Source organism: Prosthecobacter sp., assembly GCF_014879935.1.
In the GTDB taxonomy this organism is placed as follows: Bacteria; Verrucomicrobiota; Verrucomicrobiia; order Verrucomicrobiales; family Verrucomicrobiaceae; genus Prosthecobacter.
In genome coordinates this window covers 1-25,077 of record NZ_JACSRD010000252.1, presented here as the reverse complement: position 1 = coordinate 25,077, position 25,077 = coordinate 1, and the positions used below count along the sequence as shown (strand labels likewise).

General features: G+C 61.4%; 20 protein-coding genes. 9 read left to right on the top strand and 11 right to left on the bottom strand.

Annotation, left to right across the window (positions count from 1 at the left end; all coding sequences use genetic code 11):
• The first annotated feature begins 193 nt into the window (after positions 1-193).
• The 7 genes from IAE77_RS28695 (at position 194) to IAE77_RS28665 (ending at position 4,841) form a co-directional block, all read left to right on the top strand.
• Complete coding sequence (locus IAE77_RS28695) at positions 194-433, top strand: hypothetical protein (RefSeq protein WP_294234611.1); 240 nt, start codon at positions 194-196, stop codon at positions 431-433.
• 181 nt (positions 434-614) lie between these two features.
• Positions 615-1,241, top strand: a complete 627-nt coding sequence (locus IAE77_RS28690; protein ID WP_294234608.1) for a hypothetical protein — start codon at positions 615-617, stop codon at positions 1,239-1,241.
• Between the two features lie 153 nt (positions 1,242-1,394).
• Complete coding sequence (locus tag IAE77_RS28685; RefSeq protein ID WP_294234606.1) at positions 1,395-1,652, top strand: hypothetical protein; 258 nt, start codon at positions 1,395-1,397, stop codon at positions 1,650-1,652.
• Positions 1,649-2,026: an HNH endonuclease gene (locus IAE77_RS28680; protein WP_294234598.1), complete on the top strand. Its 378-nt coding sequence runs from the start codon at positions 1,649-1,651 to the stop codon at positions 2,024-2,026. Before IAE77_RS28685 ends, IAE77_RS28680 begins: the two co-directional genes overlap by 4 nt.
• A gap of 10 nt (positions 2,027-2,036) precedes the next feature.
• A complete protein-coding gene (locus IAE77_RS28675) occupies positions 2,037-3,182 on the top strand; it encodes a hypothetical protein (RefSeq protein ID WP_294234596.1) in 1,146 nt (381 codons plus the stop codon).
• Between the two features lie 26 nt (positions 3,183-3,208).
• On the top strand, positions 3,209-4,027 hold the full coding sequence (locus IAE77_RS28670) for a hypothetical protein (protein ID WP_294234593.1): 819 nt from the start codon (positions 3,209-3,211) through the stop codon (positions 4,025-4,027).
• Positions 4,028-4,091: 64 nt separating this feature from the next.
• A complete protein-coding gene (locus IAE77_RS28665; protein ID WP_294234590.1) occupies positions 4,092-4,841 on the top strand; it encodes a hypothetical protein in 750 nt (249 codons plus the stop codon).
• Between the two features lie 9 nt (positions 4,842-4,850).
• Here the strand turns inward: IAE77_RS28665 and IAE77_RS28660 are convergent, their stop codons facing one another.
• From IAE77_RS28660 to IAE77_RS28640, 5 genes are all read right to left on the bottom strand, one after another.
• Entirely contained in the window at positions 4,851-7,340 is a 2,490-nt protein-coding gene (locus tag IAE77_RS28660; RefSeq protein ID WP_294234587.1) for a DUF2309 domain-containing protein, read from the bottom strand.
• A 23-nt stretch (positions 7,341-7,363) separates the two neighbouring features.
• The gene (locus IAE77_RS28655; RefSeq protein ID WP_294234585.1) at positions 7,364-8,926 is read right to left on the bottom strand and encodes an NADH-quinone oxidoreductase subunit L; all 1,563 of its coding nucleotides are present in this window, start codon (positions 8,924-8,926) and stop codon (positions 7,364-7,366) included.
• Positions 8,927-9,073: 147 nt separating this feature from the next.
• Positions 9,074-10,513 carry a TolC family protein gene (locus IAE77_RS28650; protein ID WP_294234582.1) on the bottom strand — a complete coding sequence of 480 codons (1,440 nt, stop codon included), beginning with the start codon at positions 10,511-10,513 and terminating at the stop codon, positions 9,074-9,076.
• 23 nt (positions 10,514-10,536) lie between these two features.
• Positions 10,537-13,701 carry an efflux RND transporter permease subunit gene (locus IAE77_RS28645; protein ID WP_294234580.1) on the bottom strand — a complete coding sequence of 1,055 codons (3,165 nt, stop codon included), beginning with the start codon at positions 13,699-13,701 and terminating at the stop codon, positions 10,537-10,539.
• A gap of 17 nt (positions 13,702-13,718) precedes the next feature.
• Complete coding sequence (locus IAE77_RS28640; protein WP_294234578.1) at positions 13,719-14,795, bottom strand: efflux RND transporter periplasmic adaptor subunit; 1,077 nt, start codon at positions 14,793-14,795, stop codon at positions 13,719-13,721.
• Positions 14,796-15,202: 407 nt separating this feature from the next.
• On the opposite strand from IAE77_RS28640, the gene IAE77_RS28635 reads away from it, so the two are divergent.
• The gene (locus tag IAE77_RS28635; RefSeq protein ID WP_294234577.1) at positions 15,203-16,081 is read left to right on the top strand and encodes a LysR substrate-binding domain-containing protein; all 879 of its coding nucleotides are present in this window, start codon (positions 15,203-15,205) and stop codon (positions 16,079-16,081) included.
• Positions 16,082-16,085: 4 nt separating this feature from the next.
• Here the strand turns inward: IAE77_RS28635 and IAE77_RS28630 are convergent, their stop codons facing one another.
• The 4 genes from IAE77_RS28630 to IAE77_RS28615 form a co-directional block, all read right to left on the bottom strand.
• The gene (locus IAE77_RS28630) at positions 16,086-17,504 is read right to left on the bottom strand and encodes a TolC family protein (RefSeq protein ID WP_294234575.1); all 1,419 of its coding nucleotides are present in this window, start codon (positions 17,502-17,504) and stop codon (positions 16,086-16,088) included.
• A 107-nt stretch (positions 17,505-17,611) separates the two neighbouring features.
• Complete coding sequence (locus tag IAE77_RS28625) at positions 17,612-18,895, bottom strand: HlyD family efflux transporter periplasmic adaptor subunit (RefSeq protein WP_294234573.1); 1,284 nt, start codon at positions 18,893-18,895, stop codon at positions 17,612-17,614.
• Complete coding sequence (locus IAE77_RS28620) at positions 18,892-21,048, bottom strand: ABC transporter ATP-binding protein (RefSeq protein ID WP_294234571.1); 2,157 nt, start codon at positions 21,046-21,048, stop codon at positions 18,892-18,894. The genes IAE77_RS28625 and IAE77_RS28620 overlap by 4 nt, the downstream gene beginning before the upstream one ends.
• A 21-nt stretch (positions 21,049-21,069) precedes the next feature.
• The gene (locus tag IAE77_RS28615) at positions 21,070-21,312 is read right to left on the bottom strand and encodes a hypothetical protein (RefSeq protein WP_294234568.1); all 243 of its coding nucleotides are present in this window, start codon (positions 21,310-21,312) and stop codon (positions 21,070-21,072) included.
• Between the two features lie 132 nt (positions 21,313-21,444).
• On the opposite strand from IAE77_RS28615, the gene IAE77_RS28610 reads away from it, so the two are divergent.
• Positions 21,445-22,371 carry a LysR family transcriptional regulator gene (locus IAE77_RS28610; RefSeq protein ID WP_294234565.1) on the top strand — a complete coding sequence of 309 codons (927 nt, stop codon included), beginning with the start codon at positions 21,445-21,447 and terminating at the stop codon, positions 22,369-22,371.
• On the opposite strand, the gene IAE77_RS28605 is transcribed toward IAE77_RS28610, so the two are convergent.
• Both IAE77_RS28605 and IAE77_RS28600 read right to left on the bottom strand, forming a co-directional pair.
• Positions 22,365-23,765: a proton-conducting transporter membrane subunit gene (locus tag IAE77_RS28605; RefSeq protein WP_294234561.1), complete on the bottom strand. Its 1,401-nt coding sequence runs from the start codon at positions 23,763-23,765 to the stop codon at positions 22,365-22,367. The genes IAE77_RS28610 and IAE77_RS28605 overlap by 7 nt on opposite strands.
• Before the next feature lie 26 nt (positions 23,766-23,791).
• Positions 23,792-25,077 (bottom strand): proton-conducting transporter membrane subunit (locus IAE77_RS28600; RefSeq protein ID WP_294234559.1); only part of this gene is annotated, 1,286 nt, incomplete at its 5' end.

Sequence of the window (25,077 nt, the reverse complement as noted above, 5' to 3'; positions counted from 1 at the left end):
ATCACTGCTCGCTTTCGCCGCTGTCATCGATTGGATGCAGCCGCTCAAGAGGTTTTAAAACACTGCCTACGCCATCGACACCGGCCTCGCCGCCGCGAATACGCCGAACCCGACGCCCGATCTCGGCCGCCGCCTCGAAAACGCCGTCCTGCTCCACCTCCGCCGCCTCGGCGAGTCACCCACCTTCGCCGCCATGCCGAACGACTGGGAATGCGACTTCGTCACACCCACCCACGCCATCCAGTGCTGCGCCCGCCTCACCCCTGAAAACCGCACCCGCGAGCTACGCGGCCTCCTCCAAGTCGCAGCTCTACCCGGCGGCATCAAAGGCCAGCCGAGAGAGCTACTCGTCCTCACGCTCGATCAGGAAGATGAGCTACAGGAGCAAGGCCTCTCGATCCGCGTCGTGCCTGCCTGGAAGTGGCTGGATTGAGAAAAGAATCAAATGACTGCCAAAAACAAAGTCGCCTACGACTTCTTCAGCACCCGCCCCGCCGAACTCCTCGGCAAAGAACTGCCGAGGTGGAGGAAGAGGCTGGTGAAGGGGAATTGAGATAGAGTTGCTGACAAAAGTGCACGTTTGTGAATGATTCATTCTCGAATAGTCATCAATCATGCATCCCCATCGTGCTGAGATTCCATCTGAGTCATTCGATCACCTCGCTCTAGCGGGCACATTTTTTGTTTCGACATGTCTGACTTGCCCTGAAGCAGATGCTGTGTTGCCCGCCCACTCCAAGGTGATCCAACCTCTGATTCGAGGTGCAACGACCGCGATGGTATGGCCGCCCGCCAAAGGAGCACGGGCTTTAGCGTTCCCTGCCGATATTCTACTTCCAGAACGAGGTCGTTATCGGCTCGACCTCACCCGCGATGTGTTTTCAGGTCACGAAAGATTTTGGAACGCTTCAGGATGGAGTCGTGGCTCCATCGTTCTACGCATGCACGAGCCGCCAAACGATATAGCCGAGATTTTCATGAATTGCTCTGGGCCAGCTACTTTTTCCTCACGCTATCAGTTGGCCAAGGGTGATTCAAAATCCGCCATATGCTATTGTGACAAGTCCGCTTCCCAGGGTGATGTTGCGTTTTGTTTTTCAGCGTCCAACGGCATTCAGCATGTTTCCATTTTTGCTCCGCCCGATACTTTGAAGGCGCTTTATCAAACAGCATATTCCTATTGCCGCCCTTTCAAACGGTGGTTCGAATGCTCACCAGGAGAAGCGGTCAATCTAGTTTAGCGTGACTGGCATCCTCAGATGGTAAGATACGTAGTTTATTGAACCATCCTCTTAGCACCTGCCAGAGTCAGTTCAGCCTCTTGCCCTTCTCCTCTTCACCCTCAGCCTTCCACAGCCCTTGCACAAACACTGCCAGCGTGGCAAACTCGTCTCATGAGCACTCAGATGGCCTTTCAACGCGGTGTCTCGCCGCTGCTGCAACTTCTCCTTCCCGGCAAGGAGGATTTGATCATGTCTGTCATGCCAGACCGGACCCTGCGGGATCGGATTGACCAGTTGGCGGGGAAAAGCACCGAAGGCGAACTCACGGAAGAAGAGCGGGCCGAGTATGAGGGCTACGTCCGGGCCAACAAGTTCATCGCCCTGATGATGCGTGAGGCGAAACGCTTCAAAGCCCAGTCCGCAGCATGACCGAGGCCGTGCGGCATCTCGTGCGACAACGGGCGCAGCACCGTTGCGAGTATTGCCAGCTTCATCAGGATGACTCCCCGCTGGCGGCGCTGCACATCGAGCACATCCGCCCCATCAAGCATGGCGGCACTGATGCCGTGGAAAATCTCTGCCTGGCCTGCATCGACTGCAATCTGCACAAAGGAACGAACCTGACAGGCATCGACCCGGAGACCGATGAGATCACTCCGCTGTTCCACCCGCGAAGAGACAACTGGGACGAGCATTTCATCTGGAACGGCATCCGCATTGCAGGGCGCACCGCCGTAGGTCGAGCCACCGTCCGTGTGCTCGACTTGAATGGTGATGATCGCCTCGATCTGCGAATGGCCTGACGCTCGCCTCATGCGCCTCCTCCTCTTCGCTCTTTGCCCTCTGCTCTCCGCCTTCCCCGCGCAGCCGCCAAACATGCTCCTCGGCACGCAGGCCATCGGCGGGCGGTATCAGTTCACGCAGGACGAGCCCTTGCTGGAGAGCGCGAAGCTGATCGCGGAGCTCGGGTCGGGCATCATGAAGTTCTCGATCTCGAAGCAGGCCTCGTTTGGCAAGACGAAGGTGAATGTGCGCGGGAGCAATCCCGGCCTCCAAACACTCGCCGAGATCGCGGCGAAGGAGCCGACGCATCGCGCGGTGCTCGACATGCCGTTCACGCACTTCTTCATCTGGGCCTATCCCTTCACCACGCATGGCAGCGCGGGCACCTACAAGCCCGCGGAGCGCGATCTGGAGTATCTCGAGATGTTTGACCTCACCGCGCATCTGCTGCGCACCTACAGCGGCAGCGGCAAAAAATTCTACCTCGGCCACTGGGAGGGCGACTGGCATTTGCGACCGCACTTTGACCCGAAACAGCCCTTCCCCGAGCACTTTGGCGAGAACTTCATCGCCTGGCTCAAGGTCCGTCAGCAGGCCATCGACGACGCGAAGCGCGACACACCGCATCAGAACGTCGAAGTCTGGCACTACACCGAGGCGAACCTCGTCGAGCCCTTCCTCCAAGGCGGCCAATGCCTCGCCAACGACATCCTCCCGCAGGTGGACGTCGATTTCGTCAGCTACTCCTGCTACGACAGCCTCCAGCGCGGTATCCGCGACGATCTCCACGCCGCGCTCAATCATCTCGAATCCAAACTCAATCCCAAGCCCGGCATCCCCGGCAAACGCGTCTTCATCGGCGAATACGGCTTCCCCGCCCGACGCTACTCGGCCGAGGTGACCGACCGCAAAAGCATCGACACCATGATCGCCGCCCTCGAATGGGGCTGCCCCTTCGTGCTTTACTGGGAACTCTACGACAACGAAGGCACCCCCGAAAAACCCGGCGGCTTCTGGCTCATCAACGAACAGAACGAGAAGCAGCCCATCTGGCACACCCACCAGCGCTACTTCGCCTGGGCGAGGAAGCATCTCGCTGACGCGAAGCAACGCACCGGGCAGTATCCGGCTGAGGCCGAGTTCCGCGCCGCAGCGCTGGAATATCTCAGGCGCTGAGGCCGTTTCACCGAGGCCAACTGACCATGTCCGCCCTGCCAAGCTTCCGATTGCGTCATCTTCACCAAGTATTACCCTACACCCATGTCAGCACCGCCGAATCAACGCCGAGTCACAGCGCAGGAAGCGCTGGAGCAATGCCGTCGCAATCGTCTGCAGGACACCTCGCGCGGTGCCTGGCGTGGGCTGAAGCCAACGGCAGCCTCCACGCCGCCTGCCAGTTCGCCGCCCGTCTCGACGGCCGCCAAGTAAGCCTCGAACTCTTCGAGCAATTCCGCGCCACGCCGGAGTTTGGCCGTTCACTCTCGACACGAGTCGATCCCTATCACGACAGCGACTCGTGTGGCGAGCTCACTTTGATCGACGCCGGTGGTGAAGCCGTCGTCTTTTTCGATCCCGATCATCAGCGCGTCATCAAGCTCTTCGCGTCGCCCAATGACGGCGGCTTCGGCTATGTGCTCGATCAAGGCAGCAACGGACGCTGGCGGATTCGCGGTGGCAGCTTGATCGAAGCCCTCCATCGCTTTGCATGGTTCGAGGCATGCTTCGGCAGCGGCTTGGAACTCGACAGCATCGGTTCACGTGCCGATTTCCTCACGCTCAGCCAGCCGTTCTTTGTCGGCAGACGTCCTTGCGAGGACGAACTCGAAGAGTGGATGAAAGCCTGTGGCTGTGAGCCGTGGTCGCCCAACACCGAAAGCGCTGTCGTAGCCCAGCAGACTTGGAGACGCGGTGAATTCGTCGCCACCGATGTCGCTCCTCGCAATGCCATCGTCACCGAAGCCGACAACAAACTGCGAGCTATCGACTTCGTCGTCGCACGACTGACTGACGAGCCGCAATAATCCTCTTTTCAGGCCCGCCCGCCACAGCAGGAAACATCAACGAATCATCCATTTCAAACCCACCATGCGCCTTCTCCTCGTCCTTTCGTCATTCGCCATTTTGCATTCGTCATTCTCCCAAGACTCCAACGCCTGGCTTGAGAAAAACGCGACGCTGATCTTCCACGAGGCGTTCGAGCGTGAAGAAGACGGCAACCTCGCCAAAGCCATCGGCAATGGCTGGAACAGCGCGACGGCAGATCGGGTTCCAAATGTGAAGATGGCGGATCTCGATGGTGGCATCTTGAAGGTCGCGAGTGCATCGGAGGCGGCGAAGCATGCGGCGCACATCCATCATGAGGCAGGGTTCACGGATGGCGGCGCGGTGGTGCGGTTTCGGTTTCCGGGGCTGAACAAGGGCGAGACCTTGCAGCTTGGCTTTGTCGATCGCGAAACGAAGGGCGTGCATGCCGGCCATCTCTGCTACGGCATCCTCAGCCAGAGCAGCGTGACGCTCGTGGATCACAAAACCGGCATCATGAACCTCGAAAACCGTCGCCGACGCGATGAAGCGGTGGCGAAGAAGCAAAAAGTGCCCGCCGATCTCGAAGCTCTGCTGAAGACAAAAAGCATCAACGTGCCCTTCAAGGCCGACACCGAGTGGCATGAGCTCATTCTGCTCACCGTGGGCGATGAGATGCGTCTCACGCTCGACGGCAAACTGATCGCCAAACACCGCTCAGAAGGCTTTGCGCATCCGATGAAGCGCTGGTTCAGCTTCCTGATCCCCAACACCGTCTGGATCGACGACGTGAAGATCTGGAAGATCCGCTGATTTCGCGTTTCAAGGCTGCCAAGCGCCGTTTTGACCGCGCCGCACGATCACCCGCCCCTCGTCCTCGATGGCGAAGAGGTGGAGCCAGCCGTTTTCGACGAGCTGGCGGACGCTTTCGTGCTTCTCGATGACGGCGTCGATGTCGGTGCGGGGGGCTTCGATGAGGACGCTGAGGCGGACGGGCTCGTGCATCCAGGTTTCGCCGTTGTGGACGCTTTGCAGCGGCAGGCCGGCCTGGAGGTCGCCGCCGTTGCCTTGCTGGATGCCGAAGGTGCCGACGACGTTGTGCGTGACCTTGTTGCCGCTGCCCCAGAGGCGGTTGTTCACCGTGCTGGCGTAGTATTGGAGGTTGATCCAGTTAGCCACGACCATGGGCGCGGTCATGATGAGCTCGAGCGTGCTTTTGGTGGTGTCGGCGCTGTGGCGGTAGTTGTGCAAAAAGACGCGTCCGCCGAGATTGAGGTGCCGCGTGCGCTCGCGGGGCGCGGCGATGAAGGCGGCGTTGCCGGCGAGCCCCCACTCGGGCCGCACCTGCGCCCAGTCGCGGCTGCGCTGATGGATGAGCTGGTCGAGCTCGGCCTCCTCGGCGCTGGCGAGGCCGAGACTGGCGGCGCGTTGCTGGCGGCAGCGTTTCGAGCCTTCCTCAAGCCAGAGCTGGAGCTGCAAAAGGTCAGTCTCATGCGAGAGTGGCACTTTGTCGGCATCGAAAAGCGTGATCGCGTCCGTGGTGGTGTCGTGCAGCGCGGCGATGAAGCGCGTGTCCTGCGGAATGCGGATGCCGTGACCTTCCAGCGCGCTGCGGACCATGGGTTGATTGAGGATGGCAGCGGCGACGCGGGCATTCGAATCGCCGGCGTGACCTCCGCAGGCACCGCAATCGAGCCCGGCGGCATACGGATTGTTCGTGGTGTTGCTGCCGTGGCCGCAGAGCATGACGAGGCGGCTGAAGTTGGAGGTGAGGCCCATGTTTTTCAGCGCACCGAGAGCGAGCTGCACTTGATCTTCCGGCGGGATGCCGGCTTCCGCCTGCGTGTCATCGAGCGGATCGGGGATAAGGCGTTTGTGCTCGTGCAGATTCGGCGCGGCGCAGGAGGAGCAGCTGTGCGAGTCGTGTTTGCCGAGTTGAAAGCCGTCCTTCACGAGCTTCCATGCGAAGCCGACACCTGCGGCCTCGACGAAGCTGAAGCAGCTCACTGCGGAGGTCTTGAAGGCATTCCAAGAGTGTGCGACACGGCGACCGACCTGCAGCTTCCGCCGCGCGTCCTTTTCCTGCTCGGGCGTGGCCTGCGGGAGATGCTCGCGGATGCGATACTTGGGCGTGAAGAGCACGGGCACCTGCGAGCTGCCATGCCGCTGGCCGAAGGGGATGTATTCGATGGGCATGCCAAAGAAGCCCGCGAAGCCCATCGTCTCGATTTCAGGCGATGCAGCCTCAAGCGAGCGCCGCATGACCTCGGAGCGCACGTCGATGCAAAACACCGCCTGCACTGCGGGGCGCACTTTGGGCTCGCTCGGAGCCTGCGCGGCGCTTTGCGTAATCTTGGTGCAAAGCTCGCGCTGGAAGCCGACTTCGAGCGCGGCATGCCAGAGCAGTTGTTTGTCCTGTGACGCGACTTTTTCGAAGGCGAAGCTTTGCAGCCACTCGCCTTTGAGATCGGCCTCATCAAACTGCCGCGCGAGCTGTGTCTCAAACGCGAGCCGCACCGCGAGCAGGTCGAGCAGCGATTCATCGTGCGTGCCGTGCATCGCCTTGTCGCGCACCTGATACTGCACGTAGCTGCTCCAGCCGGGCAGCGTCATCAAAAGGCGATGCAGGTAGTCCTCCACCTTTGCGGCGGGCACGCCGAGCAGATCGAGCATCATGCTGACCGCGTCCGCGGTGGTCTCCGGCAGGCCGGTGACGACCTTGCGGAAGCCTTTGAGGCCGATGAGCTCCGGCGTGGCATCCACCAGCGCCGCCTGCCGCCACGCGGCGAAGAGCGACTGCTTCTTCCACGGCATGCGCCAGGCCGATTGACCTTCGTCAAAGTAAGCCGCGCACCATTTCGAGGTCTCCTCGGTGATGAGCGTGCTCCAGCGTCCGCCAAACCGCGTCGTGGCGATGTCGGCGAGACTTTGCAGGCCTGCGAGCGGTTGCGGCTCGGGATTTTTCAACCACGCGAGCAGATCCGCGGTGCTGATCTCCGCGCCGCTCTGCTGGATCGCGGCGGTGAGATCCGGCGTGGTGATGCGGCCGCTGGCGAACTGCTGCTGAAAGTACTCCACGCTCATAAGCATGCTCTCGTGCGTGACGCGCTGCATGAGGCCGCACACCTCGGCAAACGGCCGGCCGGTGAGACCTACGAAGGGATTCACGGCCACAAAACTGTGCAGCGGCCACAGCGGCGGCACGCGCAGGCAGGCATTGCGTGCATGCCGCAGCCAGTTCGGCTTGTCCGCGAGGACGACGGGCTTTTTGATGGCGAGAACTTCGGTCGCGGTGTCGAGGGTGGTGTTCATGGAAAGAGGAGGCGTGAGGTGTTTCAGGCGATGAGTTTCTGCGTAATCCGATTGAAGAGCGTGCCGAGGTAGAAGCCGTTGCTGGCATGCACGTAGAGTCGCTGGAAGGCCGGGCGTGAGGCCCAGGCGGGCAGTTGCGACTGAAACACGAGCACCGCGAGAAAGAGCAGCGCCACGAGGATCATCACCGCATGCTCCACGCCGCTGCGCAGCGGCGCGTAGGCCGGCACGCTGGCTGCGAGCAGGTGCTCAAAGCCCGCATGCAGCGCGAAGCACGCCGCCGTGGCCACCGCGACGAGGCCGATGCCGCGCAGGATGAGCCTTTGCCGCATGCTGCTGCTCCACAGCGTCCACAGCAGGTGAGACATCGCCATGATGAAGACCGCGATGAGCAGCACCTGGCCCGGATCATTTGCCAGATCGAAGCTGAACGCCGCCGCGACACCCAAACCAATCGCGATCGACACCGCGAGCGAACCGAGCACCACCAGCGGATGCGCCGCAGGCCGTCCGACCGGCGTCCACGATGATTTGGCGAGATTCACCACGCTGCCGCTGCTCAGGAAGGCATGCGCTTTGTAGAGCGAGTGCGCCACGATGTGCATCATCGCCAGCGCGAAGGCCCCGAGGCCGCATTGCAGCATCATGAAGCCCATCTGCGCCACCGTGGACCACGCGAGCGACTTCTTGATGCTTGTCTGCGTCATCATGATCACGCTCGCAAACAGCGCGGTGAAGGCTCCGAGCAGCGCCAGCGTGTTCAGCGCCGTGGAGGATTGCGTCACCAGCGGGCTCAGCCGCACAATGAGGAAACCGCCCGCATTGATGATGCCCGCGTGCATCAGCGCGGAGACCGGCGTCGGCGTCTCCAGCGTGTCCGGCAGCCAGGAGTGGAAGGGGAACTGCGCCGACTTCAGCATCGCCGCTGCGACGAGCAAACCGGCCACGAGACCCGAGTGCGGCCCCGCGGGATTCGCGAAGAGCTCATGAAACTCCCACGTGCCATGCCCGCGCCACACCAGCACCAGCGCCGTGATCATGCACACGTCCGCCAGCCGGCTGATGATAAATTTTTTCCGCGCCGCGATCACCGCCGCCGGCCGCTCGCGGTAGAAGGTGAGCAATTGATGCAAACTCAGGCTCGTGGCGATCCACGCCGCCGTGAAGAGCAGCAGATTGCTCGAAAGCACCAGCACCAGCACGCTCGTGAGCGTCAGCACCAGCCAGCGCGAGAAGGTCGCCTGCCGCGCATCGCCGTCGAGGTAGTTCACCGCGTAGCGCGTCACCACGATGCCGAGGAAGCTCACCAGCAGGAACATCAGCGAAGACAGCGGATCGACCAGCAAAGCGAGCTTCGCCGGTCCCCAAGCCGCGAACTCAACGCGCATCGGCCCCACCAGCGCCACGCCGCCCGCGAGGATCAGCGCCGTCACAAAAAACAACCGAGCGACCCGCAATGCGCCCTCCGCGGCCAGTTTTCCTTCGCGGATCATCGTCCCGGCGATCACCGCAGCCACCAAGATCAACGGGGTGCTCCATTCCGGAGCTTCAAGTGTTTGAAGGGAGGTTTGGGCGAGTGTTGTCATGAAGGGTAGGAGGTTCATGGCCCGATCCATGTTCCACCCCATCCATTCGTTCCAATTCATGTTTTGCCATGCATCGTTCGTTTTTGTCAAAAGCCGACGCCACGGCCCGCTAGGCAGGCCGTGGCGTTCACCAACAACGAAAAGATGTCAGGAATCCCGGTTGTAGCCGCCCCCAAGCGCCTTGTAGGCCTTCACGAAGGCGTTGAGCTGCTGCTGTTTGAGCTCCACGAGGTCCATCTTGGCCTCCAGGGTGTCACGCTGGGTCATGAGGACCTCCGTGTAGTCGGCACGGGCATTGTTGAAAAGCTGTCCGGCGATTGAGATGGAGTCGGAGAGGGCCTTCACCTGCTCGGTCTTGCGGGCGTAGCTCTGGTTGAGGTTCCGGATCTGGCTGAGCTGGTTCACCACCTCGATGTAGGCTTTCAAAACTGCCTGCTGGTAAGCATAGATCGCGGCCACCTGGCGGGCGCTGGCACCTTCGTAGGCGGCTGTGATGGCACTGCGGTTGATGAGCGGGCCGGCGACATTCGCAGCCGCGCCATAGATCAGGGAAGCGGGCGAATTGAACGCTGACGACAACGTGAATGACTGCAGGCCGAGCGCGGCGGAAATGTTCAGCGAGGGATAAAACCGCGCCGCGGCTGCCTTCACCTCCAGGCCCGACGCGGCAAGCTCCATCTCCGCCTTGCGAACATCCGGCCTGTTGCGCAACAACTCAGCAGGCAGGCCGGAATGAATGCCGGTGAGCATGCGATGCTCAAATCCAGACGAATTGCGTCTGACCGGCTGTGGATAGCGACCGGCGAGGTAGTTGAGCTTGTTCTCCGTGACGGTGATCTGCTGCTGCACCTCAAAGAGATGGCTCTGGTTTTTGAGCACTTCCGCCTCGAAACGTTTCACCGCGAGCGCCGTGACCTTGGCGGCGTCTTTTTGCAGCTTCACCGCATCGAGGGCATCCCGCTGGATCTCGATCATCGGCTTCAAGATCGCCATCTGGCTGTCGAGCGCGAGCAGCTCAAAATACGACTGCGCGATCTCGGAGACCAGGTTGGTGACCATGAAGTTCCGGCCTTCCTGGGTGGCCAGATAACGCTTGATCGCGGCGTCACGCTCATTCCGCAGTTTCCGCCAGATATCGACCTCCCAGTCGAAGTCTGCTGACGTGCCGAAATTGGTCAAAGGGTCCGGGAACCGCCTCTCCGGCTTGATCTCAAGCCCCTCCTCGACCGCGCCTTCACGTGTGTACTTGCCCACCTTGTCCAGGCCGGCGCTGCCACCGAGGCTGATGAATGGAAAAATGGCTCCCTTCCGCCCAAGCACCTCGGCCTTCGACACAGCGATCTCCTGCATCAGGATGTTCAGCTCCTGGTTGTTTTCCAGCGCGGCTGCAATGAGCGACGTCAGGTTGGGATCCTTGAAATACTCCCTCCAACCGGTAAGCGCTGAGCTTCGGGCACCATCTGAAAGCGGATACTTCGCCGGAACAGGGGGATCGCTGGATGGCAGCGCATCTTTGCGCAATGGAACGCAACCCTGCACGAGGATGACGGCGCAACTGAACGCTATTAGGTGAAATGATTTCTTCATGAGCTTGTTTGGGGGCGGTAAGGTTATTTGAACTCGCCGAGTTCGGTCAGCGGCGTGTCATGCTCGTCCGGCAGGAGTTTGCCTCGGTCGGCGAGTGTGCCGAAGATGTAGTAGAGGCCCGGAACGACGAGCAATCCCATCACGGTGCCGAGCAGCATGCCACCCGCGGCGGAGGCACCGATGGTTTTGTTTGCGATGGCTCCTGCACCAGAGGCTCGCAGCAGCGGCACCATGCCGGCAATGAAGGCGAACGACGTCATCAAGATCGGCCGGAAGCGCACCTTCGCACCCTCGATGGCGGCTTCAAAGACCGACAGGCCTTCGCGATGGCGCTGCGTGGCGAATTCGACGATGAGGATGGCGTTTTTGCCGAGCAGACCGACGAGCATGATCAAACCGACCTGCGCGTAGATGTCGTTGTCGAGCCCCATGCTCTTCAGCAGGAGGAACGAGCCCATCACGCCGATCGGCAGCGAAAGGATCACCGCCAGCGGCAGCATGAAGCTCTCATACTGGCCCACGAGGACGAGATACACGAACATCAGCACGATGATGAAGATGTAGAGCGCTTCATTGCCGCGTCCGACCTCGTCAAAGGACAAGCCCGCCCAGCCGATGTCGTAGCCGCGTGGCAGCGTCTCCGCCGCGACCTCCTGGATGGCCTTGATGGCATCGCCGCTGCTGTAGCCGTCCGCAGGCGCACCTTGGATGGATGGCGCGGGGTAGGCGTTGTAGCGCGTGATCTCATTGAGGCCCTGCTTCTGCTTCAAGGTCATGAAAGCCGAGTAGGGCACCATCTCGCCCTTCTCATTCGCCACATAAAGGTCGTCGAGGTCCTTCGGCAGCTTGCGATACTTCGGATCGGCCTGGACGTAGAGTTTGAAGAACTGGCCAAACTTGATGAAGCCCTGCTCGTAGGTGCTGCCGATGAGGATGGAGAGGTTGTCCATCGCCTTGCCGATGGAGACGCCTTTCTGCATGGCAACCTGGTTGTCGATGACGAGCTCCTGCTGCGGGTAGTTCGCGCTGAAGAAGGTGAAGAGGCCGCGCAGCTCCTTGCGCTTGCCGAGCGCCTCCATGAACTCGTTGTTCACCACCTGGAGCCGGTCGTAGTCGCCGGTGTTCGTCTTGTCGAGCAAGCGCAGCGAGAAGCCGCCCGCCGCGCCATAGCCGGGCACCGCCGGCGGCTCGTAAAACTCGAGCGTGACACCGGCGATCTCTTTGCAGCGCCTTTCCAGCTCCGCGATGATCTGCGGCGCGGTCAGCTTGCGGTCGGACCAGTTCTTCAAATTGATCAAGCAGGTGCCAGCATTCGATCCACGGCCCTCCGTGAGCACTTCATAGCCTGCGAGCGACGATACGGACTCGACGCCTTCAATGCTCTTCGCGATGCGTTGCAGCTCGGTGGACTTCGCGAAGGTGCGTTCGAGGGTGGAGCCCGGCGGCGTCTGCAAGATGGCGTAGATCATGCCCTGGTCCTCCGCCGGGATGAAGCCAGCGGGCAGCTTCTGGTTGATCTGGTAAATCGCCGCCCCTGCGAGACCTAGCACCAGCAGCGTGAAGACCCAGCGATGCGCGATGCGTCGCAGCATCCCCGCATACACGCCCGTGATCTTGTCAAACACCCGATTGAAGATGCCCAGCAGCCACGCAATCGGTCCGCGAGGCCCGTGATGATGGTCCGTCTTCCGCAGAATCATCGCGCAGAGCACCGGCGTGAGCGTGAGCGCCATCACACCGGACAGCACGATGGCCACGGCCATGGTGATGGAGAACTGTCGGTAAAACACGCCCACCGGTCCCGTCATGAACGTCACTGGAACAAACACGGCCGTCATCACCAGCGTGATGGCGATCACCGCACCCGAAATCTCATGCAGCACCATCTGCGTGGCCTTGTAGGGCGTGATAGAGCTGCCGTGCATCTTCGCATGCACGGCCTCCACCACGACGATGGGGTCGTCCACGACGATGCCGATGGCCAGAACGAGTGCGAAGAGAGTGATCAGATTGATCGTCACGCCAAACATCTGCATCAGGAAGAAGGCGCCAATGAGCGACACCGGCACCGCCAGCGTGGGAATGAGCGTGGACCGCCAGTCGCCGAGGAAGACGAAGACCACCAGCGCCACGAGCACAAAGGCCTCCACCAGCGTGTGCAGCACCTTCTCGATGGAGGCGTCGAGGAAGTTCGACACGTCGTAGCTGATCTTGTAGTCCATGCCGGCCGGGAACGACTTCTCTTTGAACTCCGCCAGCTTCTCTTTGATCTCCTTGATGACCTCGTGCGCGTTGCTGCCGTAGCTTTGTTTGATCACAATGGCCGCCGAGGGACTGCCATCGAGGTCGGAGTAGAGGTCGTAGAACTCGCTGCCAAGCTCCACGCTGGCCACATCCTTCAGCCGCAGCAGCTCGCCCTGCTCCGTGGCACGCAGGATGACGTTCTCATACTGCGACACCTCGTTATAGCGGCCCGTGTAGGTGAGCACGTATTCGAGCGACTGGGAGGTCTTGCTGTCGGCGCGACCCAGCCGGCCCGGCGAGCCGATCACGCTCTGCTCCGACAGAGCCTTCATCACCTGCTCGGTGGAGATGTTGTAGGCACGCATGCGGTCCGGCTTCAACCAGATGCGCATGGCATACTGGCGCGTGCCGAGGATCTTCGCGGAACCCACGCCTCGGATGCGGCTCAGCTCGGGGATGAGGTTGATGTAGCCGTAGTTGAACAGGAACTGCATGTCCGCGTTCTTGTCCGTGCTGTACAGGTTCACGTACATCAGCATGTTCGGCGTGAGGTTGTTCACGATCACGCCCTCGCGCTGCACCAGTGGCGGGAGACGGCTCATCACCTGGTTCACGCGGTTCATCACGTTCACTGTGGCCTGATTGGGATCCGTCCCCATGTGGAAGATGACCTGGATGGTGGCCTCGCCCGCGCTGGTGGCATCGGAGGTCATGTACTTCATGTTCGGCACGCCGTTGATCGAGCGTTCCAAAGGAATGAGGCAGGACTCTTCGAGCACTTTGGCGCTCGCGCCGGGGTAATCGAGCGTGACCATCACCACGACGGGTGCGACGTCCGGAAACTGCGAGATGGGCAGCGTGAAGATCGACAGACCTCCCAGAAACAGGATGAGAAGGGAGATCACAATGGCCAGTGCCGGCCTGTGCAGGATTTTGGTGAACATGTCGGGACCTCCGGGAGTTATTCAGCGCGCAGTTTGAGGTGCTTGAACGCCTTCTCGGGTTCTTCGAACTCGTATTCGGCTTTTTCGCCCGACCTGGCATGCCGCAGGCCTTCGAGGATGATCTTGTCCTTCTCCGTGACACCTTTGCTGACGATGAAAAGGTCCTCCACTTCCTCGCTGATGTGAATGCGCTGCTGCGTCACCACATCGTTTTCATCCACCACGAAGACGTAGTGGTGGTCGAGAATCTCAAACGTGGCCTTCTGCGGCACGAGGACCGCGCCTTTCAAGACCTTCTTCATCTGGATGTTGCCGGTCTCCCCATGGCGGAGCAGGCCGTCCGGGTTCGGAAAGTCCGCACGGAAGGGAATGGTCCCCGTTTCATTGTTAAACTCAGCCTCAATGACATTGATCCTGCCGCTGTGTTTGAACGGCCTGCCATTCGCCATCATCAAGGTCACCGCCTTCTTGTCCTCAGCAGGCGGCTCGGACGCATATTCCAGATACTCCGCCTCGGGCACATTGAAATACACCCACATCTCGCTGTTGTCAGACAGCGTGGTCAGGAGGTCACCTTCGTCAACCAAACTGCCCTTCCGCACCTGAAGGCGGTCCATCAACCCGGGAAAGGGAGCCTTCAACTCGGTGAAGCCCAGGTGCGTCTGGGCCAGATTGACTTCTGCGAGCGTCTTTTCGAGCTTTGCCTTCGCAATGGCCAGCTCCGTGTCGGAGACGACCTTGTTGTCCGCCAGACGTTTGGTGTTTTCGTATTCAACCTTCGCCGCCTGAGACTCCGCCTCGGCCTTCTTGAGCTCCGCCTGATAGACGAGGGGCAGGATCTTGAACATGGGAGCCCCTTCGTTCACATGCTGGCCTTCGTTGACGTGGATTGCCTCAAGGTAGCCACGCTCCAGTGCCCGCAGCTCGATGTTCCGGCAGGAGCGGATCTGCGCCACATACTCGCGCATGACCGTCGCATCCTTCTTCATCGGCCTGGAGACGATCAGCTTGGAAGGCTCATGCTCCGCTTCCTCCTCGTGGTGCTCCTCAGCCTCCACCTTGTGGCAACTGTTGAGAAGCGGGGTGATCATCATGCCGGCAAGCATGATCCATTTCAGGGGGGGATTGAGTGTGCGCATCGTGGGGGTGTTTGCGTTGCACAGTCATCGCACTTTCTTGATGCCTCTCGTATAGCCCCGGCAGGGGGTTTTGAATCACATCCTTTCAGGAATGAAATCCGCCACAATCCCCGGCGCACGTGATGCGTGCAAACCACCCCGTTTTCCCTGCGTCCAACACCATCAGCCTGACGGCAATCTTGCATCGCTCTTCTTGTGGGGAAGATCGCGATCAAGAGCCTCAGGCCCTCCCACTTTCATCCCGAATTCAAGCTGTCACCGAGGGGTTTGACGAAGTGATTGCGTGAAAACTGGGGTGAAACCGCATTCTCTCCATTTCATCTTTTGCCAGAGATCGTTCGCTTTGCTAAAAGCATGCACTCATGGCTTTCCTGAACTACCACCACCTCCGCTACTTCCGCGCCATCGCCCACGAAGGGAGCCTCACCAAGGCCGCTCGCCACCTGAAACTCTCCCAGTCCGCGCTCAGTGTCCAGCTTCGCAGTCTTGAGGCAAGCCTTGGGCAGACGCTGTTTGAGAGGAAGCACAAGGCACTCGTGCTCACCGAGGCCGGCCAGATCGCCCTTGAGTATGCCGACTCCATCTTCCGCAGCGGCGAGGAGCTCACGGACCTGCTGCAAAACCGCGCCAGACGCAGCCGCGGTTTCCTTCGCGTCGGCGCCGCTTCGAATCTGTCGCGCAATTTCCAGCTCAGCTTCCTGCGCCCGCTCATCACCCGCGATGACGTGGAGCTCATCATCCACTCAGGGACGCTGCGCGAGCTTCTGGCGCAGCTTCAGAACCACACCCTCGATGTTGTGCTCTCAAACACCCCCGTGCGCCGGGATGCCGACACCGGCTGGCACAGTCATCTGCTTGATGAACAGTCCGTGAGCCTTGTGGGCCGCCGCACACGCGGGATGAAGCCCTTCCGCTTCCCCGAGGACCTGTGTGCCACATCCATCGTCCTGCCCAGCCTCGAAAGCAGTCTTCGCGCAGCCTTCGACGTCCTCATGGATCAGGCTGGAATCCGTCCCAACATCGCGGCCGAGGTCGATGACATGGCCATGCTGCGTCTGATGGCCCGCGAAACCAACGGCGTCACCCTCGTTCCACCGGTCGTCGTCCGTGACGAGCTTGAAAACGGCACCCTCGTCGAGCGGCACCGCTTCCCCCAGATCAAAGAGACCTTCTACGCCATCACCCCGAGCCGTCGCTTCCCCAATCCGATCCTCCGGGAGTTGATGACAAAGAAGCGCTGAAATCTCACCGGGTGAGTTGCGACGGCGCATCCGCAGCAATGGCAGCGCGGTAGTTGGCTTGAGCGCGGAAGTAGTCGGCTTGGGCTTCGACTTCGAGGACTTGGGCGTCGAAGGTGGCTTGTTCGCGGATTTGGAGGGCGAGGAGGTCGGTCGCGCCTTGTTTGAGGCGTTCGTTTTCGGCGGTTTCGAGCTGGCGGGCGAGTTCGACGTTTCGGCGCGTCATCTTGAGCGCATCATACGCGGCGATGAGGGCGCTGTAGGCATCGCGCACGTCGGCGGTGATGCGGTCGCGGGCGAAACGCTTGTCGTTGTTGAGGCGCTCGATGGTGGCATCGGCGATGTCCACGCGGCCTTGGGCCTCGCGACGTTGCAGAGGCAGTTTGAACTCCATTTTGGCCTCGATCTCGTTTTGCTCGATGTCGCGCGGACGATTGCCTCCGAAGAATTGACCGGCTTCGACGCCGACATCGAGATTCGGCAGCATGTTGTTCTTCGCGAGCTTGCGGTCGATTTCGACCTTTTGCGTGAGCAGCTCGATGCGGCGGATTTCGGGACGAAAAACGGCCGCTTTCGCGATGTCGGCGGTGAGCTGGCTTTCATCGAGGCGTGGATGCGGCGGGAAGGCTTTGGGCACGCGATTTCGCTCGGCGATGACGGGCTCGGCTTTGTCCTTCGTGCGGAAGAAGAGCGAAAGCTCGATGGCAGAGGCCTGAAAGCGTCGCAAAGCCTGCACGGTGGCGATTTCACGGCTGACGACGAGGCGTTGGTTGTCGATTTGCACGATGGGAGCACTCGCGCCTTTTTTGACCTGCTCGGCGATGGCGCTGTCGCGGTCTTTGGCGATGCGGAAGAGCTCCTCGGCGAGTGCGAGGCGCTGTCCGCTCGCCACCCAGGTGTAGTAGCTGATCGTCGCGGCGCGGATGAAGTCGAGGTATTGGCGCAGGATGATCGGGTCGGCGAGTTCCTGGTCGATTTGCGCCTGCCAGAGCGACGCACGGCGACGGTCGATGGTGCCATCGCGCAGCAGCGGGATGCGAAAGCCGAGCACGCCCTCGCCATCGACGCCGGTGCGATCCTTGTTGTAGTTCGGCAGGAAGCCGCTGCTCAAGCGGTAGCCGCCATACACGCTGCCGCCCCAAAACGGCAGCGGCTGCTCCAGCATGGCGTAACCCGTGCGTCCATCGTAGTAGCCCGCGAGGTTCATCGTGCCGCCTGCATTCAAATTGAGGTCAAAGGCCCCCTGCGCCTGTCTCACGCGGCCGTTTGCGATGTCTTGTTCGATCAAAGCGGCGAGATAAGGCGGATACTGCGATTGAACGGAAGCGAGGACTTCTTGAAGGAGAAGCGTTTTGGGCTTCTCGGCAGCGCTCAGGATTGAAAATTGAGAACTGAAAATTGAGAACTGAAAAATGAGGAGCAGCAAGACGGCGCTGCGAGAAAGGAATGAAGTCCCACGCAAAGGCGCAAAGGCGCAAAGGCCCTGAACCTGGGATTCTTTGCGCCTTTGCGCCTTTGCGTGAGTCATTCTGATCATGATTTCTTGGTCGGGTCGAGTTTGCCGTCCTTGTCGCTGACCACGGGCGGGAAGCCGTTGATTTGACGCCAGAGTTCAAACCAGAGCGGGACTTGGTTCAGCATGACCCACGCATTCGCACGGGCACCCTGACGGAGCCAGCGGTCTTTGTCAGGCCAGCCGACGGTGACGGGGCCTTTGCCATCGCCACGATCGACGATGTCATCGGCGGGACCAACGACGACCCGGAATTTGCCGGTGCCATCGTCTGTGGCATCGACGAAGACAACTTCGCCGCCAAACGTGCCGATGGCGAGCTGCGGCCAGCCGATCATCTGCACGGCGGGCCAGCCTTCAAAGGCGAGACGCACCGGACTGCCTGGCTGGCCGTCTTTGCGCGGCTGGATGAGCGGCATGTCGTTGCCATCGACCATGATTTCGACAAAGCGGCTGTCTGTTTCGGGAATGACGACGCAGATGAGCGATCCGGGTCTCAAATAAGTGCCATCCGTGGCGGTGACTTCGAGCACGATGCCATCACGCGGTGATTCGACGACCTGACGGAGGTTTTGATTGATCTGGATGTCGATGGCCGAGAGATCGCGCTCGGCGGTGGCCACTTCGCTCAAGGCGGTGCCTTTCGAGGCATGCGTGGAGGCGATGGTGGCATCGAAATCGTTGCTGGTGCGCTTCAGCGCGGCCTCGGCGGACTTCAGCTCGGCGATGGTCGAGTCTCGTGAGAGCGTGGCGAGTTCAAAATTGCGCTGCGACTCGAGTTTTTTCTCAAAGAGGTCCTTCGTGCGGTTGTAGTTCAACTGCGAGGTCTCCGCGGCGATCTTCGCGGCGGCGACACGCTGCTGCGCACCGTCGATGGCCTGCGCTTTGGCGAGTTCCTGCTGCGTGATCTGCGCGGTGAGCGACTCGACGCGGCCATTGGCAAAGTCGCGACGGCTTTCGATGGCCTCGCGCTGCGCTTTGAGGTTGTTGAGGAGGTTCGGGTCGTTGTCCTGGATCTCGATGATGAGCTCGCCCTTTTTTACGCGCTGACCTTCGACGACGTGAAGATGCTTCACGCGTCCGGCGACCTGCGCCTCGATGTTGATGCGACGATCCAGCGGATTGAACGCGATCACGCGTCCGGCTCCAGACACAAACTGTCGCCACGGCAGAAACAGAATGCCGAAGACGAAGGCGATGAAGCCGACCAGCAGCAGGCGGCTGAAGATGCGCGTGAATTTCGCTGAACCAGCGAGGCTCAGCGCAGGCAGCGGAGGCGCGGAGTAGGTGGTGGCTTGGCTCATGAGCGGTTTTGCAGGCGTTGAGTTTCCGATTCGGAGGACGTGCCGTCATTCAAATGACAGGGCGCGAGCTCGATGATCTGGTCGCAGCGCTTCGTGACATCGTGATCGCGCGTGGCGAGGATGACCGTCCAGGTGAGCGAGGGATCGAGGATGGCGGTTTCGAGGAGCTTGAAAGACTCGTCGTCGAGGCTGTCGAAGAGCTCGTCGATCAACAGAAGCCGCGGACGCTGCACGAGAGCACGAGCGAGCAGCAAACGCGTGCGCTGATTGCCGCTCAGCGGCGCACCGCCGACCTTCAGACGCAAATTGAGGCCCTCGGGGCGATGCAGCAGCACATCGAGCAATCCCACGCGCTCCAAGGCGCTGCGGATTTCATCCAAACCGACATCGACGCGGCCCAGGCGCAGATTTTCGATGACACTGCCATCCACGATCTCATCGCGACGCAGCAGCATGACGCTCTCGCGCAAGGCTTCGAGATACCAACTGCGCAAATCGAGGCCGTCGATGCTCACATGGCCCTCCAAAGGCTGGCGAAGGCCAAAAAGGATGTCGAGCAGCGAACTCGCTCCCGAGCCATGGGGGCCGACGATGGCCGCGCGGCTGCCAGAGGGGATGGTGAAGGTCTTTTTGGCAAAAAGCGGCTCGTGGTAGCCGAACGATACTTCACAAGCTCGCACCTCCGCACCGCCTTCGCGCTTCGCGGGTTGCTCGCCGTCCTCGCGTTCGATTTCGAGGTCGAAGATGTGCCCCAGCTTATCCATCGCAGCCATGGCGTCATACCAAGCCTCGAGTTTTTTACCCATTTTGGCCATTGCGGTGACGATGGTGCCCATGATGAGTTCTGAGGCCACCAACTGACCCAGCGTGATCTGTTGGCTGATGACCAGCCAACCTCCGAGGATGAGCAAAACGGCCGCTGCGAGCACGGAGAGCACCAGCAGCGCCACGATCTGGCGCATGACGATGCGGAAGTGCGCCGAGCGGCGCTGCAGATATTCGGTGGCGAGCTGATTGGCGCGCTCGCCGGCCATTTGGTAACCGCCGGGGCCTTTAAAGGCGAAGGGGAAGGCCGCGATCTCCTCAAACCAGTTCACCACGTCGTATTTCACGCGGGATTCGGCGATGCTGGTCTTCACCGCGCCTTTGCCGAGCAGCCACATGCTCAGCGCGATGAGCGCGAGCAGGATGACGACAAACATCAGCATCAGCGGGTGATACAAGGCGAGCAGCAGCATGCCGATGAGGCTGCCGAAGACGAGATTGATGCCGTCCAGCAGCAGGAGCGCGGTGCTTTTCTGCGCGGTGACGACATCGAGGAAGCGGTTCACCAACTCCGGCGCATGCACATCATCCAGTGCCTCCGCTTTGACGCGTGGCAGGCGATACGCGAGGTCCGCGGCCGTGCGCACGAAGATGCGGCGCTGGATGATATCCGAGATGTAATACTGGAAGCCGCTGACCACTGCCTGGAGGCCAAGGGCGCCAAACAGCGCGATGGCCAGGATGACAATGGCCTGCACATACGGCTGCGATTGCCCGCCGAAGGCCAGATTGCTCACCACCGAGTCCACCGCGAGCGGCGCGGCGAGATAGAGGATGCCGGAAAAGACCGAGAAGATGAGCAGCGTGAGGATGTCCTGCCTTTCCGCCTTCAAAAGCCGGAAAAAACGCCGCTCCGGGCTGACATGGTCGTGATGTTCCGGATCAGCGTGGATGCTCATCGCGTGGGCCGGCCGCTCCTGATGCACCACACCAGCCTCGACGACCTCGTTGGCGCTTTTCAGCCCGAGCATGGCTGCGAGATCGCCGCGAGAGATGCTGATGCGATGGGTCGGATGCTCGCCATCGGCGATGCGGACGCGAAACCAGCCCGCGAAGGTCACCACGATCCAGCGCTGCTCTTTGGCGCTCCAGATCACGACCGGCAGGTCCCCGCGCGCATTCCACAGCACCTCTGCCAGCGGCTGCCGCACGGGCGTGACTTTCATGTAAACCTCCGCGGCAGCCGATACGAGCTGCGACAGCGGATCAGAATCCGCCTTCGTGGCGTTTTGGACGGCGATCTTCGCTCGTTCGTGGTCAAACTCGCTGCCGGTGATGGCAGCGAGTTGTGCGAGGATGGGAGTTTTGACAGCGACGGGAGGTTTCATGCGGGATTGATCAAATGGCCATCACGGCTGGCCATACACGTCGATCCACTCCAGGCCGGTTTTGGATCCGGGAGGAGTGAAGTAGCGGCGGCCGAGATATACGCCGCCCACCCCGTTCATGGAACCGCCTGATGGATGACTTGCACGGGTCAGCACGGGCTTGCCGTTGTAACTGTCGCGGGGCGAGGGAACAGCCGGCCGGCCGGCGCATGAGCTGCATGCGACTGCCAAGACGGTGAACAGGGCATAAGAGAAGGTTTTCATGATGGTTGGTTGGCGGTTGGTTTGGTTGGACGGCCAGGATCGGCCGTGCGGGCCGGATTTTTGGGGCTGATTCCCGCTTTGACTATTTCGATGTTTGGAATTTATCCTTCGATAATCTCGAATCATACTGCCATGAACCCCACCCACCTCAACTACCACCACCTCCGTCTGTTCTGGGAAGTCGCCCGCGCAGGAAGCCTGCGGGCGGCTTCGGCACGCCTTCACCTTTCACAGCCGACCATCAGCGCGCAGATCAAGGCGCTGGAAAAGAGCCTCGACGAACCACTGTTCGACCGCACCGGGCGTGGATTGAAGCTGACCACGGGTGGGCGGCTGGTGATGGAGTGCGCGGCGGAGATCTTTGCGCTCGGCACGGAGATGGTGCGCTCGCTCCACGGCATGGGGAACGCGCGGAACCTGCGGTTGAATGTGGGCATCACCGATTCGATGCCGAAGCTGGTGGCGTGGCGGCTGATCCAGCCTGCGGTGAAGTCGTTTCCGAAGCTGCAGCTCTCGTGCGTGGAAGGTCACGCGCAGGAGCTGCTAGGCTCGCTGGCGGGCGGCAGGCTGGACGTGGTGCTGTCAGACGAGGCCGCGCCGTCCTCGCTGCCGGTGAAGGCCTTCAATCATCTGCTGGGTGAATCGCCTGTGGTGTTCTGCGCCTCGCCCGCACTCGCCAAGAAACTGGGCAGGGGCTTTCCAGGATCGCTCAAAGACGCGCCGATGCTGCTGCCTGCGAACCGCACGGCCTGGCGGCATGAGATCGACCGCTGGTTCGACTCCCACCGCATCCGCCCGCGTCTGGTGGCGGAGTTTGATGACGCGGCGCTGATGAAGACGGCGGCGGCAGACGGACTCGGCGTGGCCCCGATCGCCACGACCGTGCTCGGTGAGGCCATCGAACGCTATGGCCTGAAGCCTGTGGGACGGCCGGTGAAGTGCGGCTTCCCGAGCTATCTCATCACGCTGGAACGGGCGATGCGGCATCCCGCCCTGGCCGTGATCACCGCGGAGGCGAAGAGCGTGTTTGCGTCGAGGAGCGGCAGGCGCGTTCAGTGACCATGACCGCCGGCTTTTTCGGCGATGCCAAGGGCGCTTTCGATGCCATGCGCGGCCTCCTCACGCCAGTGCAGGACCTTGGAGGGCAGAATGCCACCCGCGATCAGGAACACGATGATCACGGCGAGCGGCCAGCGCTCACGCGGCAACGCATCCGGGATGTCGATCACATGCTTCGGCAGCACGCCGAGGAAGAGGATGTTGAAGATGCGCAGGAGGTTGATGGCATTGAAGGCGGTGGCGACAGGAAGGGCTCCGCCCAGCCAGGGATGATTCTCCAACGCACCGTGGAAGATGAGGTCCTCGGCACAGTAGCCGAGGGTTCCGGGCAGGCCGATGAGAGCGAGGCCGCAGACGAGGAAGAAAGTCGCGAGGCGGGGCGCCTTGGCGGCGAAACCGAAGTGCCCATCCGGATCTGCCGTGCCCGCGACGCGCACTTCGAGAACGCGAACGATGGTGATGAGCCCGGTGGAGGCCGCGGCGACGACAAGCCAGTGGACGAGCGCCCCGGTGATGCCTTCCGCATTGGCCGTGGCGATGCCGGCGAGGATGAAGCTGGCCTGCGACAGGCACAGCAGGCCGAGCATGCGGCGGGGCTTCTTCTCCGCGAAGCCACGCAGGCTGGTGATCAGCGCGGTGGCGAGGGCGACGATGCCCAGGATGTCGAGCAGATGCTTTTCAGAGAGGGTGAGGGCCGTGGCCTCGCTGCGGGCGATGAGGAGCGCACCGAGGTGGCCGTTGAAGAGCAATGCGACAGGCAGGAGCGGCCCGCGCTCGAACTGGCTGATCATCCAGCCATGCAACGGGAAGAGGCCTTTGCGCAACGCGACGGCGAGGATGAAGAGGACGAAGGCGAGATTGCTGGCGTGGCTGATCTCATCGATCTCGATGTGATGCAGCAGGGCGATGGCGGCCGTGAGCGCGATGCTGCTGGCGATGAGAAAGCCCTGGGCGACTTTCTGATTGCGATCCTCGCCAAACATGCGCAGCACGAAGGGCAGGCTGGTGAACCACCAGCCGGTGGCGAGCACGGCGAGGTTTGCCGCGCCATACGCCGTCTGGGTGGCGGCGGCCAGCAGCAGCATGCCGGAAACGGCACGACCGGTGGCATCGCGACGTGGCATGAGGATGATCACGCCGAGCGTCAAGGCCGCGAAGAAAGCCATGGGAACCGCATCCAGGGCATCCGCCTCAAAGCAATGCAGCCAGGGGTCAAACAGACGCTCGTGCCCGGCGGCTGACACCTCAAAGGCGGAGCACAGAAAACAAACGAAGGCACCCGTGGCCCCAAAAATGGCCGTGAGCCGGGGTTGCGCGGCCTTCAGCGCCCACAGGGCCGTGACTAGCAGCAGGCCGATGCCGAAACTGAGCAGAGGAAACGAGAGAAAGTGCATATGGGAGAGGCCAGAAAGGTCTGAGATCAAGATTTGCCGCCGCGGAGCTCGAACACGCCCAAAAAGCGGGCGACGCGGACAACAGGCGCGACGATGAAGCGATCGACCACCGGGTCATAGAAGCCACGGCCAAGGGCCGCGCGATAGAGCCAGAGCTGGACGTTCTTCGGCAGGAGGGACTCGTAGTGCTCCCCTGTGGCCTCGATCTGGCCGCCAGCGGCGGCATGGACGCGGTTGTAGTCGCGCAGCATGGACGGGGAGCGCAGAAACTGCAGCGTGCGCAGGACCGCATGACTCACGAGATGGACGATGGCAAACGTGGTCCAGCCGAGGCCGATTTCGACGAAGATGAGGCCTAGCTGCGTCTGGGCGGCGTAGGCGAGCGAGGTTTTCGCGTCCGCACAGGTGCGATGGACGAGCGTGCCGAGAAACGCCGTGGTGACGCCGATGAAAATGACGAGACCGGTGGCGATGGCGGAAGAATGCAGCAGCGGCTCGATGCGGAGCAGGAGATAAGCGCCCGCGTGGACGCTGATGGCACCATAAAAGATGGCGCTGGAAGGCGTGGGCCCTTCCATGGCACGAGCGAGCCAGCCGCAGAAGGGACCCTGGGCCGACTTGCCACTGGCGGCGAAGACAAGAAGCACGGCGACGACGGTGGCGGCCTTGCCACTGAGGTTGTTGACGTGTCCGGGCCATTCCCCGGTGAACATGCCGCCCCAGGAGGCTGTTTTGAACCAATGATGGGCAAGGAAGACGGCGAGCAGCATGAAAAGATCCGCCACCCGGTAAGTGGCGAACACCCGCAGCGCATTGCGCACGGGGTCCGGCCGGTATTGGAAGAAACCGATGAGCAGGACGGACGTGATGCCGACGATCTCCCAGCCGCCGATGAGCACATCGAGCGAGTCCGCCATGAAGACCATCAGCGCCCCGAAGGTGAACAGATGCAGCAGCAGAAAGAAGCGGAAAAAGCCGGGATCGCGGTGCAGGTAACGCACACTGAAGGCCCCGACGACGCCCGCGAGGATGACCGTGACGGTGACGATGGGCAGCGAAAGGCGGTCGAGCAGCAGCGTGAGCGGAAACTCATAGTGCGCGACCTTGAACCAGTGATCGCCGATCGACGTGCGCACGGAATGCAGGTCGCCCTGCCACATTTGATAAAAGATGACGCCCGCGATGACGGTGAGGAAGGCATACACGAGCTTCGTGAGCCGCGACATCGCCCGCTCGGACACCGGCACACCGAGCAGCCAGAGCAGGCTCAGAAGGAGGAAGGTGATCCCCGGCGTGGCGAGCAGGGTGAGGG